Source organism: Vibrio spartinae (assembly GCF_024347135.1).
GTDB lineage: Bacteria > Pseudomonadota > Gammaproteobacteria > Enterobacterales > Vibrionaceae > Vibrio > Vibrio spartinae.
The window spans coordinates 3,739,231-3,754,089 of record NZ_AP024907.1 but is presented as its reverse complement, the minus strand read 5'-3'; the positions used below and the strand labels follow the sequence as shown (position 1 = coordinate 3,754,089).

General features: G+C 43.9%; 12 protein-coding genes. 11 read left to right on the top strand and 1 reads right to left on the bottom strand.

The window, feature by feature from the left end:
- Positions 1-16 precede the first annotated feature (16 nt).
- The 5 genes from OCU60_RS16695 to OCU60_RS16675 all read left to right on the top strand — a co-directional run bounded on the left by OCU60_RS16695 (position 17) and on the right by OCU60_RS16675 (position 5,141).
- Positions 17-1,306 carry a TRAP transporter large permease gene (locus tag OCU60_RS16695; protein WP_074374745.1) on the top strand — a complete coding sequence of 430 codons (1,290 nt, stop codon included), beginning with the start codon at positions 17-19 and terminating at the stop codon, positions 1,304-1,306.
- A 47-nt stretch (positions 1,307-1,353) separates the two neighbouring features.
- Entirely contained in the window at positions 1,354-1,626 is a 273-nt protein-coding gene (locus OCU60_RS16690) for a PTS transporter subunit EIIB (protein WP_074374746.1), read from the top strand.
- 56 nt (positions 1,627-1,682) lie between these two features.
- Positions 1,683-2,933, top strand: coding sequence for an AGE family epimerase/isomerase (locus tag OCU60_RS16685; protein WP_074374747.1), 1,251 nt, complete (start codon positions 1,683-1,685; stop codon positions 2,931-2,933).
- Between the two features lie 298 nt (positions 2,934-3,231).
- The gene (locus OCU60_RS16680) at positions 3,232-4,614 is read left to right on the top strand and encodes a carbohydrate porin (RefSeq protein WP_074374748.1); all 1,383 of its coding nucleotides are present in this window, start codon (positions 3,232-3,234) and stop codon (positions 4,612-4,614) included.
- A 296-nt stretch (positions 4,615-4,910) separates the two neighbouring features.
- Positions 4,911-5,141 carry a hypothetical protein gene (locus OCU60_RS16675; protein ID WP_074374749.1) on the top strand — a complete coding sequence of 77 codons (231 nt, stop codon included), beginning with the start codon at positions 4,911-4,913 and terminating at the stop codon, positions 5,139-5,141.
- A 654-nt stretch (positions 5,142-5,795) separates the two neighbouring features.
- Here OCU60_RS16675 and OCU60_RS16670 read toward each other — a convergent pair.
- On the bottom strand, positions 5,796-5,954 hold the full coding sequence (locus tag OCU60_RS16670) for a hypothetical protein (RefSeq protein ID WP_159439495.1): 159 nt from the start codon (positions 5,952-5,954) through the stop codon (positions 5,796-5,798).
- A gap of 225 nt (positions 5,955-6,179) precedes the next feature.
- Between OCU60_RS16670 and OCU60_RS16665 the strand changes: the two genes are divergently transcribed.
- The 6 genes from OCU60_RS16665 to OCU60_RS16640 all read left to right on the top strand — a co-directional run bounded on the left by OCU60_RS16665 (position 6,180) and on the right by OCU60_RS16640 (position 14,179).
- Positions 6,180-7,646 (top strand): glycosyltransferase, encoded by a 1,467-nt coding sequence (locus tag OCU60_RS16665; RefSeq protein ID WP_074374750.1) that lies wholly within the window; start codon positions 6,180-6,182, stop codon positions 7,644-7,646.
- A 16-nt stretch (positions 7,647-7,662) separates the two neighbouring features.
- Positions 7,663-9,936, top strand: a complete 2,274-nt coding sequence (locus OCU60_RS16660; protein ID WP_139302158.1) for a hypothetical protein — start codon at positions 7,663-7,665, stop codon at positions 9,934-9,936.
- Between the two features lie 6 nt (positions 9,937-9,942).
- Positions 9,943-12,063, top strand: coding sequence for a hypothetical protein (locus OCU60_RS16655; RefSeq protein WP_074374752.1), 2,121 nt, complete (start codon positions 9,943-9,945; stop codon positions 12,061-12,063).
- Positions 12,047-12,691 carry a YMGG-like glycine zipper-containing protein gene (locus OCU60_RS16650; RefSeq protein WP_074374753.1) on the top strand — a complete coding sequence of 215 codons (645 nt, stop codon included), beginning with the start codon at positions 12,047-12,049 and terminating at the stop codon, positions 12,689-12,691. Before OCU60_RS16655 ends, OCU60_RS16650 begins: the two co-directional genes overlap by 17 nt.
- Positions 12,691-13,182 carry a hypothetical protein gene (locus OCU60_RS16645; RefSeq protein WP_074374754.1) on the top strand — a complete coding sequence of 164 codons (492 nt, stop codon included), beginning with the start codon at positions 12,691-12,693 and terminating at the stop codon, positions 13,180-13,182. The genes OCU60_RS16650 and OCU60_RS16645 overlap by 1 nt, the downstream gene beginning before the upstream one ends.
- 139 nt (positions 13,183-13,321) lie before the next feature.
- Complete coding sequence (locus tag OCU60_RS16640; RefSeq protein WP_159439496.1) at positions 13,322-14,179, top strand: Calx-beta domain-containing protein; 858 nt, start codon at positions 13,322-13,324, stop codon at positions 14,177-14,179.
- The last annotated feature ends 680 nt before the right edge of the window (positions 14,180-14,859 follow it).

Here is a 14,859-nt window from a genome sequence, read left to right as displayed (position 1 = left end):
TGAGGATGGTACGACAATGGTTTCTCCAATTTTTTTACTCTACTTTTTGATTTTTTTAGTTGTTGGTGTGCCGGTACTGTTTACCTTGGGCTTATCACCTGTGATTGCACTATTCCAGAATGATCAGATGCTGTTTGCAAATATGCTGTATCAGCGATTGTATTCTGGTCTTGATAGTTTTCTGTTGCTTGCGCTGCCATTTTTTATGCTGGCAGGAGAATGCATGACTGCGGGCGGGATAACCCCACGGATTATCGCTTTCGCACAAACGATGGTACAACACCTGCGCGGCGGGCTCGGTCACGTTGTGATTCTGGCTGCAACTATCTTTGGGGCGCTGACGGGCTCAGCGGTTGCTGCAACTTCTGCGATCGGCGGTATGCTGATTCCGGAGATGAAGAAGTATAAATATGATGCCGGTTATTCAGCCGCACTGACGGCTGCCGCCACTGTTTTGGGGAATATTATCCCCCCGTCAGGCATCATGCTGCTGTATGCATTTGTGATGAATACCTCGGTTGCAGCCATGTTTCTGGCTGGTGTGACACCGGGGCTTATTTTCTGTATCGGTCTGATGCTCATGAACCGCATTCAGATTAGAAAATATCCGGATGTTCATCCGATGGAGCGCGCACCCGCAATGGAACGCAAACAAGCGTTCAGACTTGCAATCATTCCTCTATTAACACCGGTCATTATTCTGGGTGGGATTTACGGTGGCATCTTTACGCCGACAGAAGCGGCAGCCGTTGCGGTTGCTTACGCCATCGCGGTGTCTCTGTTCATCATTAAAGTGACCAACGTGAAAACAACTTACGCCCTGTTTGCCAAGGTCGCGGTCAATGCAGCATCGATTTTAATCATTGTCGCTGCGGCCAGTGGTTTTGCATCGTTGATCAGTTTGTCGGGTGTGTCGAACATGGTTGCCAATTTCATGAATGGCATTACTGAAAACCCTTATTTGTTGTTCGCCATTATTAACGTGTTGCTGTTTCTCATCGGGATGTTCCTCGATGCCGGCCCTGCGATTCTGATTTTCGCGCCGATTTTTGCGCCCATCATGATTAATGCAGGTATCGACCCGGTTCACTTTGGGGTGGTGATGTGTGCCAACCTATCCATTGGATTAGCCACACCACCAATGGGGCTTGTGCTGTTTGTTGCCTCTGGGGTGTCTAAGGTTCCGGTCTCTGAAATATCCAAGAAAATTATTCCGTTCCTTTTCGTTGAAGTGGTGCTGATTTTTGTCATCTCCTGCTTCCCTGAACTAGTGATTGGTCTGCCGAAACTGGTCGGCATTATGTAAGTGATATACGCACTCAGGTACAGGCTTATTTCAGTAGGAGATAACAAATGATCAATGACAAAGGCAATTTGCAGGCCAAAGCACAGAAGATACTGACCGCATTGGGAGGGATCACCAATATTGAGGCTAAAAATATTGATAACTGTGCAACCCGTTTACGGATTCAAGTCAAAGATATGGGAGCCGTGGATGAAAAACTGCTTCGCCGACAGGGGGCATTAGGGTTTATCCACTTGCCGAATAATCAAATTCAGGTGGTGTTTTTTGATGTGCATAAATTAGCGGATGAATTAAGAAAACAAGTCGCTGAGCATGAATAACCCCCCGCGATACAGGTTTGCAATATAAATTAATTTAACTGAAAGGTAATGTTGAAATGAAATGGATTAATACGCGGTCTCATCATTCGTGGCTGGAAACGGAGACGGATCGGATTTTCGAGTTTGGTCGTCATGCCGTGGTGCCGAATGGCTTCGGCTGGATTGGCAATAACGGCAAAGTGCGCGAAGAGATGGGGACGTGTCTTTGGATCACCGCACGGATGTTACATAGTTATGCGCTGGCTGCCCATATGGGGCGTCCGGGCGCCTACGAATTGGTTGAACACGGTATCAAAGCGCTTGAAGGCCCGTTGAAAGATCAGCAATACGGGGGGTGGTACGCAACCATCGCCAATCAAGGGCAAGATATTCTTGATGCATCGAAGCAAGGCTACCAACATGCATTCGTCCTGCTTGGTGCGGCGAGCGCGGTAACCACCGGCCACCCACGAGCTCAGGCGCTGTTAGATGAAGCGATCAATGTTTATGAACAACATTTCTGGGCCGAAGAAAAGCAAATGTGCTACGAGTCTTGGGATGAAGCATTTACCGAGACCGAAGACTACCGTGGTGGCAACATGGCGATGCACTCGGTAGAAGCTTTCCTGATTGTTTACGATGTAACCCAAGACCGTAAATGGCTCGATCGGGCGCTGAATATCACCGAGTTTATGATTCATAAAACAGCGAAAGGGCTCAATTATCGAGTCAACGAGCATTTTGATGCCAATTGGAATCCATTGCCGGATTACAACAAAGAAACTCCGGCCAGCCACTTTCGGGCCTATGGTGGTACACCGGGCCATTGGATCGAGTGGGGGCGTTTGATTTGTCATCTGCGTGCTACTTTCTTGAAGATCGGTGCTGACTGCCCTGACTGGTTATTAGAAGATGCCATCGGCTTGTTTGATGCAACAGTACGCGATGCATGGGCTGCTGATGGTGCCCCCGGGTTTGTTTACTCTGTTGACTGGGAAGGGCAACCCGTTGTGCGCGAACGGATCCGCTGGGCTCCCGTCGAAGCCATCGGGACAGCTTATGCACTGTATGCCGTGACCGGTGATGATAAGTATCAAGCGTGGTATCGCACTTGGTGGGACTACTGCCGGACATACTTTATCGATTACGAAGGGTGTTCATGGTGGCAGGAACTTGATGCCAATAACCATGCCGGTGGCAGTAAAGTGTGGGATGGCAAGCAAGATATTTATCATTTAATGCACTGTTTGGTGATTCCGCGTTTGCCTTTGACACCGGGGCTGGCACCTGCGTTGGCTGAGGGATTACTGGATACGAACCTGAAATAATCACCGAGTGCTCAGGCTGATGTTTACCGGGGCAATCCATACCGGGTTGCCCGTCCGTCAAAATATATGAAAAACGCGCATTGATATAACGATATCTATATTTTATTCATCACCCTCAATAGGAGACATTATATTCAATAAAATAAATCACTGAGTTATTCAGTCACTGAATTTAGATAACATGAAAATGCTGGTGGTTATTCAATTAATTTCCTTATTCAATACACAGAATGAGGCGCGAATAGTCATGTCCTAAATTTCTAATAATATGATAAACCCTACACTTAGGATTAATTCAATGAAAAATATAATTCCTTTAAACATCGCACATATGATCTGTGCGGGCTTGGTCGTTATGTCGGTAAATACCAACGCAGAAGATTTAAGCCAAGCAAATGCAGCAGCCATTGAAAAAATGCAAGCGCAGCTTGATACACAAAAAGAAGAAGCGGTGCAATGGAATGGTTATTTCCGTGCCGGTTTTACTTCGAATGAAAATGGTTCGGGCTCCGGAAATACAACCATAAAAGCACCGAACTCAGGCGGATTTTACCGGCTTGGTGGTGGCGAAAGTAACTATGCAGCGACAGCTTTAAGCCGAAAATTCAACGTCAACGGGGCATGGGCCAAAGCATATTTTGGCTTGGTATACGAAGACCGTGATGCCAGACGCTGGGTTTTTGATACGCAAGATAAAACCATTTTTATGGACAAAGCTTATGTCGAAATGGGGAATTTATCGTTTGCACCAGACGTTACATTCTGGGCCGGTCGGGTAAACTGGTCTGACGATATTCATATTCTTGACCGCAAATATTATGAAATTCGTTCGCCCGGTATTGGTGTCAAAGGCATTGACCTTGGTGATGGGAAAATGGATCTGTTCATCACCTCTCACGATAGTGACAATGATAAAACCTATACGGATGAGAGCGGCACAACCGTCACCTACGATGATGAGGCCAGACCAAGAACCCATACTTTGGGGGTTGAATATCGTACCGGGCAATGGTGGTTTGCCGGTAGTTTGCAGACGAACAGTGATGACAGCCGCTATTCGGTAACCAAAACGATTAATGGTGTCACCGGCGTTTATACCGGGAAAGCCGCCACAGCCGGTGCCCATGTGATGGCCCGTTACACCCAGCCATCCTATTTTGGGTTGACCGACGGACGAGTTAAATACGTCGCGCAATACGCAACAGGAACAGCAGCGGCCTTTTTGGGGCGTAATGGCGATACGAACCAGTCGAATGATGACGGACAAAATTACCGTGTGTTTGTTGATGGCTTAGCCACATTTGATCAATGGGAAATCAATACCATCGCTTTATTCCAACATAAGGAAGATGTCGATTTCGATGGCAGTGAGAATACATGGTGGACGCTTGGCGCACGCAGTGCCTATTATCTCAACGACAATTTGGCACTCCAGTTTGAAGCGGGTTACAACGGCAGTAGTTATTCTAGTGCAACAACCAAAGAAGAAGGCGGCTTAGCAACCTTTACATTCGCGCCGACTCTCAAGCTGAAAAAAGCCTTCTTTAGCCGTCCTGAAATTCGCTTCTATGCCACGTATGCAAAATTCACGGGTGACTATAATGCTGCTAGCCTAGATGGTTATAACAAAAATGATGACGATAGCTTTACCTTTGGTGCTCAGGCTGAAATTTGGTTCTAGCCGAATGAACCCCAAAGCTTAATGATTGATTCAAGTTATCTCTGACTAAAGTAAGGAGAGATTCTCCTTACTTTATTTTAATGATTGCTGTTTCTGTATAGGTTATTTCTGCTGATTAATAAATTATTGCTGAATCATATTTATGATAATGGATATAAAATCATGTGCACTGATATGAGCAGTAAAAATAATAAGATGACAAATTACAGACGTAGATGAGCGTTTGTAAGATTTTTATTCAAAGACGTTCAATATATTTATGAAAAATAAACCGGGTTGTAATCATTGAGGTTGCCGTGAAATTAGATCATGACCAATTACAAGATAAATTAATTCATGCGAAAGCAAACTATTGGATCCTGACATTGATTTGTGGCGGGCTTCTGGCTCTGTTAGTCAATAAACTTAGTCTATTGGAGTTTGACGGCGTCGCGGTATGCTATGCGCTTTTGTTTGTCGGGGTGAGCACGGTCTGTGTCAAACTGTCGGCCTATATGAAAAAACTGAAACAGTTAAAACAAGAGTAACCTACCGCACCGGAACACTGTGAAATTACTCGCCTTTGTCTGTTATGTCTCTGTTTCCGAGCACTGTATGATGCGCTGAATATTTTCGATTTCAGTCACTGCCGCGTCCGCGCATCAGATACTTTTGGCTTGGCCCCAAAAGTATCCCAAAAGGCCTGTTTTCGTCTGCTGGGTTAAAAATGTATAGTCATCTTTTCCGGTAGACGGGTCTTCACCGAAGTGACATGCGTTATTGACAAGTCAGCAGTTTTGAACTTATCAATCAGCTTATGATTGTTCTTGATAAACTGAGCTGCATCTGAGTTAACATCTTTCAGCACAAGCAGTTTTCAGCACAAGCAGTTGTAAATTTTGTTGAATTTCCAGACCTGCGTTTTTGGGTATTAGGGCTTTACTGGTTGATGTAATCTTCTCACCGTCTACCGACAAATCACCATGAGCAATCAGTTATTCCTGCATATTACGATAGGCCGCTGACGACTGCTCAGACTCACCCTAGATTTAGTGCCGGAACCATTGAGCCCAATCTCATACCTTCAATTTTTTACCTTTCACTGGGACAACACTTATCGATTTTAACGTGTTACCGCCCAGTATTTTTGCCATGCCTACAGCATCGGCATATGGCTTTTTAAATAGCACGGAGATGGTTGCTTATTTCGTCTCGGCCAATACGGCTAAGTCCAGCCTATGTTGGAATAACATCGATAGGGTGTTTAGGACGACGCCAGAGAATTGGTGGTCGTTCATCAGGTAGTAGCTGATATCTTGTTTTGCTTCCAGAACGATGAGTAACCCACTTCTGATACTCATTCAGATTTTAAACTGTGGAACAATTATTCCAGCAAACTCCTCGAAGATCCATACTCTGACGGATTTGATAGCGCTAGAGTCACTGCTTCCAGTGGAGCATGATTAACACTCTCTATACAACATGACGAACAGCAAGTAATTGTAATAATATTCTGGACTGATGTCATATATTAAATATATTGTTAGGTGTCAGGCTTTAAAATTGTTTGCATTAAAGAGGGATCTATGAAAGGAGGTTACACACTTATCTCTTTCGCCAGTAGTTGGGGGTATACGAGAGGTGGAATTAACGCGTTTAACACTGATTTTTTGGGCGGCATAAAAGAGTTCTATCAGGATGAAGTGCAGGTTATTTGCGTTGTTTTAAAAGCGACAAAGGAAGACATTTCGAATGCTGCGAAGAACAATATCAGGCTAGTTGTAGCACCTTATGACATCGATCCTGAAGACGCAGTGGACATAGTTGTGAGCAAGCTCAAACAGCTGGATGTGCAGCTCAATAGAGATCGGACGATTATTTTGGGGCATGATCGAATTACGGGAGAGATCTCTATTTTAGTTGGCCAGAAGCTCAACATCCGCTCTTCCGTTATTCACCATATGAGTTATGAGCATTATGAAAGTGTGGCAGAAAACGCAGCGTCAGCCGAAGCAAAGCGTAGGATACAACAACACATCTTTGAACAGGCTGACGTCAAATTTGCGGTAGGTCCTTTGCTGAGAGATGCACTTAGCGATCTTCTGGATACCGATGATGTCCATATGCTGGTGCCGGGTTTAGCTGACATTTCCCCCCGAAGTCATATCAGAAAAACCTTTTCACTGTATGTTAGTGGTCGATTAAGTATTGATACTTCAAAATTGAAACAGGGCCAGTTAGCTGTGGCTGCGTTTGCTTCAAGTGTAAAACAGGCAATGCAGCATCAGTTTCCAGAAAATCTGACCCATCCCAAGCTGATCTTAAGAGGAGTGGATTTTGATCCGGGTGCAGAAGATGATTTTGTGCAATCGGAGAAATCTTTAAAGCAATTTGCAGCCGATTATGCGGGCAGGGTGATAAATATAAATCCTTTGCCCTACGCGACGGAAAGAGCAGTGGTATTGGAAGAACTGAGGTTGGCTTCAGCCGCTGCGATGCCTTCATGGCATGAAGGATTTGGCCTAGTGGCCTGGGAAGCGATCGCTGCTGGTGTACCGGTGATTCTCAGCCGAAATAGCGGGGTTTATCAACTGCTCAAAGAGAACCACGCGGAGTTTGCCAGTGGTTTCACTTGGCCAGTCGATATTGGCGGTCAGGTGACCGCACCTTATTTCTCTGATCATGATCTTCATAACATAAGCAAAGCGGTGATAGAAATCGCCCGAGATACTCTTGGTGCAAGAAAGAAAGCCCTGAAACTCAAATCAGAGCTTGCGCATTATACTTGGGGAAATTGTGCTCAAATTTTCTTTCACGCTCTTGGTTGGTATGTGGAAGGGGAATCTGTCCGGCAGACTATTCCAGATCATGGCAATCGGGCTGATAGCAATAGACCGGGGGAAGGCGATTCTATGGGGCAGCAACAGCGCTCAGAGCCAAATACACATGTAGGATGCCAAAATGTGATTTATGGAGATCAGCAGATTATCACAGGTAATCAGGAAGTGATAACGGGAGGGCATGTGACCATTATTCATGATAACAAATATTAATCGGGGTGGGATGAAAATGAGTGACGAGCAAGATTCAGGTAACAGAACAAATCTCCCAGTTGATCAGCAAGAAGAAACGTTAAAATGCGATAGTGAAGGGGGATGCGGAGAAGCTTTTGTGGAAACGTCTGAGGCGCAAACAGTTGTTCATGGTCGGCAGGAGCAAATATCAGGAAACCATCAGGTGATTACAGGGAATGCTCAGGTTCATTATCACCAGAGTCATTCCCAAGGGGAGTGGGGAATACTTCCCGAACATTTTAAAAACCCTATAAGGGTTCTCCCATTTCCAAAAAAGAACAACAATATGACGTTTGAAGACTGTTCCTTGCTTAATGGTCGGCGCTGTTTTTACAAAAGTGCCAACTGGATAGTAATCGAGTCTAATCGCGACAATTATTACTATATCTCAGAGGCGATCGCGAACCTGATTGAGGAGGAGTCAAACAGCCAGTATAGCGAGCAACCCCCTTTCATTCAGTGTCAGCACTACTTAAATTTCAGTAAGCGTTTTTATAGCGATACTTCACAGTTTGTCAAATTGGTGGTAGATGATTTAAAAGCATTCCGACGTTTTATTGAAACCAGAGAAAACCTGAAGCAGCTGTCTGATGCCCTAACGTCAAGCAACAACACTTTATTGCTTATTGTTGAACGAGATGAGGAAAATGACCAAGTGGATGCCATTGCTAAACTGATCGGTCAATATGACAGGATGGCGTATTGGTCTCCTCGCCTCACCCAACCTAAGGATGAGGAAATATCTGTTTTGGAGCAAGACAATCTGTTGAGGAGGGTGATGTTTGGCTTCGTCAGTTGGTTTACGGTTTTACCATCCAATGTTTTTCACGCTCTCGTCACCGATTACTTAGAGTACAAGTGTCGCCAGACTCTATTTTCAGAAGACGGGGCTCATGATGCAGAGGATGTCTCTTTACTCCAGTGGCGTAAGCAATGGAGCATCGATCCTGATGCTCTTCTACGGACAATGGGACTGAAACAATCGCGATACTCCATGGATGTACATGGGATTGGTCTCGCAGATGGAGTATACCGACAACGCTACCAAGATAAACTTGTTTCAGGTTCTCCTTATATGCTCTCAGACATTGTCCGTTTACTTACGGACAAACTATTTAAGATGGAAAACTACCGAGTGGAACACACTGAAGGGAATTTACTTGCGGAACTGGCTCGGTTTTATGTTCACTTGAATGAGCATGGCATCCTCACACTGAATACCGATTATCTACTCGATATGTTTGCTAAATACAGGTTTGCGACAACCCAATCGAAACACACTATTTTTCGCTACGTCGAGTTTCTATCTTATTTGTACAAACACCCTCAGATACGTCCTGTGTTATACGGCTTTGTGGAAGCATTAACAAAGAGAATCACCAACTTTGAGCCAACTTCAGCTGACTCTCTACATTGGAATATTGGACAAAGTGAACAGGCTACAGCGCATTCTACGCTGAGTTCTCTTGCGTCACAAACTGCTGCGCCAGCAGATGACGTCAGTGAAAACCTGATTGATTTAGTTTATGCGACGTTTAATGTCGTGACTTGGTCTATTGGAATTGGTGATGTACGAGGAATGCAATACCTCGAACAGATCCTCGATTACAGTGGCAAGTTGGAAGCGTACTCTCAAAGTCTGAACTCAAAAACATTGTATCACCTATTCTGTGGGCGCCTTTATTGCTCGGCAGATGACTATCTGCGATTCACTAATATGCTGATAACGCACCGGGCACACGGCGAGGTTCGGCTTCCACACTTAGATGGTCTGGCCCGAACATTCTTTCAGTCTGTTTGTGATGGACTGTGTGACTTTTCAAGTGAACAGGCTAGCTTTTATAAGGACTTGAATTATCTGTACGCAATTGTCAGTGTACCTCATGCTTACCCCTTTTTATGTCGTTTATTGGTTTCAGAGAACCATAAAGCAGATCAGTGTGTTCGCAGTGCAGGGGAAGCACTTATCACACTCAAATACCAGATAGCCACCTTAAAACAGACCGTTGATCCGCTTAATAAAGATGCGTTTGAGCAGTTGGAATCGGTAACAGAAGCAAACATCAAAACTTTGCTATCACAACTTGCTAGCGAATTGTCGCGACAAAACTACCAGAAAGTGAAAAACAGCTATAAACACCAGGTAGATCAAGCTCGTGAACTGGTCTATCAGAGTGATAATAAGTTGATACGCGTTCGGTACAGGGAGTATCGGCAGGCATGTTATTACATAAGTAAACATTTCCGACGAGTCAAAGAAGGAGGCTGAGCCCAGATGTCATTACACCCACTCAATGAGCTCTTAATTAAGCAGGAATCCGATTACTATAACCCTCAGTATCATGGTGATGGTGTCGTCGTCAGTTGGAATAGAGATGCGGGAAATGTGGTTACGAAGAAAGGCCTTTTTTCTTCTTTTCGAAGTAAAAAAAGTCTTGAGTACTACTTTGTCAAATTCCACCCTAAGCCCCTGGTAGTCAAGCAATTGCCGTTTGAGTGGAATGAAGGCACTAGTGATATTGAGCTTGAATTTGATGCCATATTTAAAATTCGGCTCACCTCTGAGGGAGATGCACAAAAACTTGTCGAAGTGGTGGCAAAGACAGGTCGGCCAGAAGAAGGGTTGGTAAGGCTCATTGATAAATGCTTAGACCAGTGTATGACTGATTTGTATAACCAAGTCAAATCACAACCAGGCAAGAATCTATTAGATGAATTCTATCAACTGGAGCTACAAAAAGGTGAGAGTCTGGAGCTGAATCAGGCGGTCACTGAGATGATGTTACGTGAATTGGAGGGGCTCGACTTTGCCATAGGTTTTACGCTAAGAAATGCGCCAGAAAGAATTATTAATTTCAATTATCTTAGCGAGATTGAAGAAACAGGGTTGGAAGTGACCTCTAAGTGTCAACTAAGACTTTCTAACTTTCAGTCATTTCGAAAGTCTGGCCTGAACGGTGTCGACGATGTCCAAACATTTATGAAATCAGCGATTGACCGAGCGGTCCGTCAACACATACTCGGAAAGTCGGATATGGAGTTGTTAAGTAATTTTAATCGGCCATCGAGTCAGGATGTTTCTATTTCTGATCAAGTCAAGAACAGTGTTTCTCAGGATGCATTATCAATTGGGTACGAACTGAAGTCTTTCCATACCTTACCGGATATCGCTCCTTTGGATCTGTTGAATGGGATTCAGGTGATATTTGATGAAAATGACGGTGCGTTTCGAACTGGCCAGTTTGGTGGGCAGATTCGATTACATATGGACATGGATATTAAGTCGGTTGATGGAGAATTTAAAAAATACTGCCACCTGTTTACTCATTCGGATAACGATCAACAGGTTGACTTACTTCAAGTGACTAAATGTCAGATTATAGAAAGGATTAAGGTGATTTTGGCGACAATTTGCCGCCAGGCCATGAGGCTGGAAAAACAAGATCATTTTACGTTGATCTCCAGGTTTGAGACCGATGTCAAACCAGAGCTTGAGGCTCATATTGTTGAGAGCATGCGTGAACAGCATGGTTTGGATGTCTATGTAAAGAATATTGCCCCGGTTGAGTCTGAGGATGCTTCGAGACAGGCGGAGCTTTGCCGGAAAAAATGTGCTTTTGAGTTCGATTTCTTCAATGTTCCCAGTGGGGATAACTTGACTTTGAAAAGTGTTTTTGAAGTAATTTCATTGTCTACCGCAATGGACAGTGCTGGGAATCAACATGTATCACCTGTTGCCTGGGAGGCTTTTGAGCGGCATGACTATGGCTACAGGGCTGATTCCCCTCAACGTTTCGAGCAAGAAATTACCCGCACCGATAGAGAGTGGAAAACACAAGCGATACAGGCTGAACTCGAGGATATTCGTAAAGAGTTAATACATTGTGTGAGTGCATCCGACATCCTCAATGCCGACATTCACTCGTGGTTATACGATCGGAAGCATAACAAAATGGTGCAACAGGCACTAATCGATGAGGCTAAAAAAGCTATTGAGAAAAGCCGTGGCTTGGTAATCGATATTGCCCGGTTTGAGATCAAAAACCATCTTCTGAACTCTGCATTACAAGAGCAAAAAGAGAGAAAGTTTGAAAATATAAAAACTCTCGAAGAGCAAAAAGCGAAACAGCAGCATGATCAACTGCTGCATGAGGCGAGTCAGAGTCACAAATTGTCCAGTACGATTACTGATAAAAAAATAGAAATGATCGACAACGACGACGTTCCACTGGAAGAGTATAGCAATAGTCTGGTGTCAGTAAGTAAAGATGAAAGCTTGCAGGATATAGTCTCCCGCCAGCTTGGAGGTGGCCGCAGTGGTACGGTTAAACAGCTTGAAGATGTGCTGGGGAATGTTAGTGTAATTGAGGAAGATAGTAATGATAGCAAGGAATAGCAAAGGATTCGTGAGCATCGGGTTGTTTGGATGTTTACTATTGTCTGGGTGTGCTTCAACGGACAGAGAAAGGACTGTATACGAGGGGACAGCTATCGGTGGTATTGTCGGTGGAACCATTGGTGCAGTATTTGGTGATTCCAAAGGTGCGCTCATCGGGGGGGTTATCGGGGCAGCGGTTGGCAGCATTTATGGTGATTCTGTAGCAAAGAAAAAAGAAAACTATGCCTCGACAGAAAGTTATATGAATGCCGTTATCTCTGAAGGAGAGGAGACTCTCGTAGGAATTAAAAGTGAGCGGATTAATCTGACAAAACATGTACAGGCACAGAGAAAGCTACTAGCACAACTAAAAAACAAGAGATTAGAACAAACGGAAAAAAACCAGATTTTGAGAGACACTAAGAAGCAGGCTCAGCAAGATTTGGAATATACCCAGAAATTGCTGGCTCACTTAGATGAAGAGCTCCGAATCCAACAGAAAACCATGGAAGAGGAAAAAGATTTGATTTCTGTGGCGATGATTGATCGCGGAGAGTCCGTTATTTCTTCAATGCAGTCTGAGAAGAGGCAACTAGAGCTAGTCAGGGTTCAGCTTGCTCAGCTTGATCAGAGGAAGATGTATTAATGAGAGTCGTCACCGTTCTTTTTTTGGGGGGGGCTCTTGTGGCCTGCACTACTACGGGGGATCCCCGTCAAGGGGGACTTTTGGGCTGGGATGAAGACAAGGCGAAACTTCGTCAACAGGCATTGAACGACACCATGCAAGCTCAAAAAGCCGAAATTGTGGCTATCAAAATGGAAAATAGTGCGCTGGCCCAAAGTCAGCATCACCTGGAGCAGCAGCTGAGTATCTACCAGCAGGAACTGAACACTTTGATTTCTGAAAAAGAGGGGCTTTTGGTGACGATCAAGCAGTTGGTCCAGAGTAACCAATTGTCTGAGACACGGTATCAGTCGATGTTAACCAATAATCCGTGGCTAGCGAAAACCCGAGAACAAGTATTGCTGGAGTTTAAAGAGCATCGGTCAGAAATGGTAATTCAGAAAGAATTACAGAAAATTGCAGCTGAAAATGAACAACTGACCAATGAAATCATTATGTTATTGGGGCATTGATATGAACCTGTCTCCGTATTCGTATACTTATGTGTGTACTAATGTTGCCACCTGCCACTGTGCTCAGGTTCGAAGGCCATTGGTGTTCAACTTACTCGATGAAAAACGGTGTCCGAAGTGTGGCGAAAAGCTGTTGCGAATGAAGTTCAGGCTCAATCTTGTGGCATGTTTAGCATGGGGTTGCTTGATTGCGGTTGGTTACTGGGTGTTTTCAAATGTTATATTTAAACCGGATATTGAAGGGGTCAGGTTCAGTAAAACGGTCACGAAAGTAAAGGAGGAGGATGCGATCGCAGAAGTAGTGTTGCTCCTCGAGCACCCAGCGACTCAGGCTATTGACGTTAAGTATGAGACGCGGGATAGGACAGCACAGTCTGGAGTCGATTACACGAATACCAAAGGTACAGTGCACTTTTCAACTGGCGACACTCAAAGAAGTTTGTTTGTTTCTATTCAGCCAGATAGAAACATTAGTGAACCTAATGAGACATTTGACATTATTTTGACCAACGTCAGGTACCAACCTAAGCATACGATTGTGATCTTAGAGCAAGGAGTCAACAAGGATTTACTGGCGAAAAGTGAATTGGTTATTGCGTCTTTGTCAGTGTTAGCTGCTGATATTGCCAACGATATAGCCACGATAAAAATTATAGAGGGGGTGTCTGCACCATCTAAAGAGTTAGCCAGTCGTTACGAGATGGTAAAAAGCAATTTATCCAGTGAGAGAGAGCGTTATTTATTGCTGTTCAAAGATGCATTAGCTCTTGATCCTGAAGTGATAAAGCTCAGTATCAAAAAAAGGCTCACCGCCTTGGAAAAAAAAGGGTACAAACATCAGTTGATTGCCACTACGTTGATGGAAAAGCAACTTATAAACTATATGAATGATCAAATTCCTATGCTCGATTTATGGATAAGTGAGCTAGGGGAACTCGTAACAGTTGAACAAGTGCCGCAGGAAACTGATGAGAACGAAACCAGGTTAAGTGCTTAGACTGTAGTTTTGCATAACCTGGTTCTATGATTGTTAAATTAACTTTAAGTTTGTTTAGCTGTTAGCTTTAAATCGTATGTCTTAAAAAATTTCAGGGGTATTTCTGCGTATTTAGGAGCATTCCGATCATATGATTAATTATTTTTCAGCTATTGAGTGAGTTTTTAATAATTCGTGTTTAGTTAATAGATTAATATTATTTTGATCTATAGAGAGGGCGTTCAAAAATCTGTGTTAGCCAATTTTGGTTAAATATCTAAGACATTATCCAAGCGGCCATCGAAGTGAATCGCCAGTTGAAATAATATCATATTCCAGTTCTGGATTGGCATTTACAACGGATCACTGGGACAGAGTATCCAGAAGCGCTTTATTGAGCGGCCGCGCACGCTATCAGGGGCGCTTTTATTCGCATCCTGCTCATGAAAAGCTAAAAAGTTCGTCCTGAACTTTTTCCCTGAGTCCATCGCTTCAAGCGACATAAGCACACAGGACGTTCTGATGCTGAGATTTACGTTAAATCACTTTGTTTCAAATTGAACTTGTGAATAAATTCATTTGAGCGGTTTGATTGTAACCCAATCTAGATATGAATCCTGATGAATTGCTTGTTCCTCGACAACACTGTGAAATTACTCGCAAAGTAGAGAGGATTAACTATCAGAACTATTTTAAAGGAG

Bases quoted from the DNA above. Each gene is read 5' to 3' on its own strand.
- OCU60_RS16695 (WP_074374745.1), top strand. From the start codon at position 17: ATGGTTTCTCCAATTTTTTTACTCTACTTTTTGATTTTTTTAGTTGTT.
- OCU60_RS16690 (WP_074374746.1), top strand. From the start codon at position 1,354: ATGATCAATGACAAAGGCAATTTGCAGGCCAAAGCACAGAAGATACTG.
- OCU60_RS16685 (WP_074374747.1), top strand. From the start codon at position 1,683: ATGAAATGGATTAATACGCGGTCTCATCATTCGTGGCTGGAAACGGAG.
- OCU60_RS16680 (WP_074374748.1), top strand. From the start codon at position 3,232: ATGAAAAATATAATTCCTTTAAACATCGCACATATGATCTGTGCGGGC.
- OCU60_RS16670 (WP_159439495.1), bottom strand. From the start codon at position 5,954: ATGAGTATCAGAAGTGGGTTACTCATCGTTCTGGAAGCAAAACAAGAT.
- OCU60_RS16665 (WP_074374750.1), top strand. From the start codon at position 6,180: ATGAAAGGAGGTTACACACTTATCTCTTTCGCCAGTAGTTGGGGGTAT.
- OCU60_RS16660 (WP_139302158.1), top strand. From the start codon at position 7,663: ATGAGTGACGAGCAAGATTCAGGTAACAGAACAAATCTCCCAGTTGAT.
- OCU60_RS16655 (WP_074374752.1), top strand. From the start codon at position 9,943: ATGTCATTACACCCACTCAATGAGCTCTTAATTAAGCAGGAATCCGAT.
- OCU60_RS16650 (WP_074374753.1), top strand. From the start codon at position 12,047: ATGATAGCAAGGAATAGCAAAGGATTCGTGAGCATCGGGTTGTTTGGA.
- OCU60_RS16645 (WP_074374754.1), top strand. From the start codon at position 12,691: ATGAGAGTCGTCACCGTTCTTTTTTTGGGGGGGGCTCTTGTGGCCTGC.
- OCU60_RS16640 (WP_159439496.1), top strand. From the start codon at position 13,322: ATGAAGTTCAGGCTCAATCTTGTGGCATGTTTAGCATGGGGTTGCTTG.